General features: G+C 61.5%; 1 protein-coding gene and 1 pseudogene. One reads left to right on the forward strand and one right to left on the reverse strand.

Annotated features, from left to right (window positions below):
- Positions 1-414 (reverse strand): annotated as a pseudogene (locus A3754_RS24520) (hypothetical protein); the annotation flags it as partial.
- Positions 415-627: 213 nt separating this feature from the next.
- Between A3754_RS24520 and A3754_RS24525 the strand changes: the two are divergent.
- A partial coding sequence (locus tag A3754_RS24525) for a hypothetical protein (protein WP_063521598.1) occupies positions 628-1,793 on the forward strand: 1,166 nt, incomplete at its 3' end.

The following is a 1,793-nucleotide window of genomic DNA, read 5'->3' on the forward strand; positions in this document are numbered from 1 at the left end:
AAAATCGTATTCCCAAACATTCCAGGTGGGCTGCTCATCCTCGTCCGCATCAGGGATCTCCGGCGCCCGGGCAGCGAAAAGCAACCGGGTTCCATCCGGGCTCACGCTAAGATCGCGAATATCGTGACCAGCCCCCAGCCGCGCGGAGGTCACATCCCGGGCCTGAGCCCGGGCCGAGGCACTGTCGCGCACCATCAACCGGGCACCGGCCTGGAAAACCGCCGGCTCTTCCAGGGCCTCCTGCGCCATCGCGTCCATGTCCGTCTGGGGCGGGGTCCGTTGCACATAGGCCACCGGGATCTCGGTCACGGTCGGATCTTTTGCCTGCTCACTGCCATCCAGGCCCCCGCAGCCACCCAGCGCTGCCAGCATTCCCAGCAGGCTGAGCCCCCCAATACGCTTTATTATTTTCACCCGTTCATCCGTATTTCGTAGGTTTACATCAGTATCCCGAATATCTTCTTAAATTTCTGGGCGTCACTTCACAGAGAGTGACGCAGAATGTCATACAGAATACTCACGGGATACGGGAAATCGGTTAAACGGTAATAGCATTATCACTACTGGCTTGCCGGCGGCCACCTTAGGCGGCTGCGGCGCTCATAGAGAACAACAAGGACCAAGCCCATGAAAGGCTACCGGGGGATCATACTGATCGCGCTTGCCATGGTGGTACCCGCCACCGCAACGGCAAACAGCCGGGATCAGGCTCAACGCATCCACAATCGGCTGGCCGGCGTACCGGCCGATGCCGCAACGCTGACCGAAATGGCAAGCCTGATCGACAACAACCAGGCCGCCGCCGCCGCCGAGTTGGCCATGGACCATCCGGCCTTCTACAACGTCACCATTAAGCAGTTCGCCACCCCCTGGACCAACGAAGCCCAGGATGTGTTTGCACCGCTCAACGACTACACCGCCACCATCATCGGTGTGGTCCGTGACGACGTGGACTTCCGCCGCATCCTCTACAGCGACCTGCTCTATGTGGGCAACGCCAGCCCGGCCGCCTCCCCCTCCAGCAATGCCCATTACGAAGCCCTGGAAAACCAGCATGCGGACCTGAGCACGGCACTCACCGAAAGCAGCCAGGCCAGCCAATACGGCACCCCCGCAGAAGCAGTGGCCGGAGTACTCACCACCCGTGCCGCCGCCAACGCCTTTTTTTACGCCGGCACCAACCGGGCCATGCTGCGCTTCACCATGATGAATCACATGTGCCGTGACCTGGAGCAGGTCAAGGACACCACCCGCCCCTCCGACCGCATCCGCCAGGACGTGAGCCGCAGCCCCGGTGGCGACAGCCGTATCTTCCGCAACAGCTGCATCGGCTGTCACAGCGGCATGGACCCGCTGGCCCAGGCCTTTGCCTACTACGACTGGGAAGGCGAACAGGAAGGCAATGGCGGCCGCATGGTCTACAACAGCGGCAACGATGCCGACACCGGCACACGGGTGCAGGGCAAATACCTGATCAACGGCAACAACTTCCCCTGGGGCTACATCACCCCCGACAACAGCTGGGACAACTACTGGCGCAAGGGCCCCAATGCCAACCTGGGCTGGGATCCGAACCTCCCGGGCAGCGGCGAAGGGGCCGCCAGCATGGGCAAGGAACTGGCCCACAGTGAAGTCTTTGCCACCTGCCAGGCAGAAAAAGTGTTCCAGACCGTGTGTCTGCGCAAACCCGCCGACGGTGCCGACACCGCCGAGCTGGCCAGCATGACCAGCCACTTCAAAAACGATAACTACCGCATGAAAACCCTGTTTTCTGATGCGGCCACCTACTGCAT

Source organism: Alcanivorax sp. HI0083 (assembly GCF_001635175.1).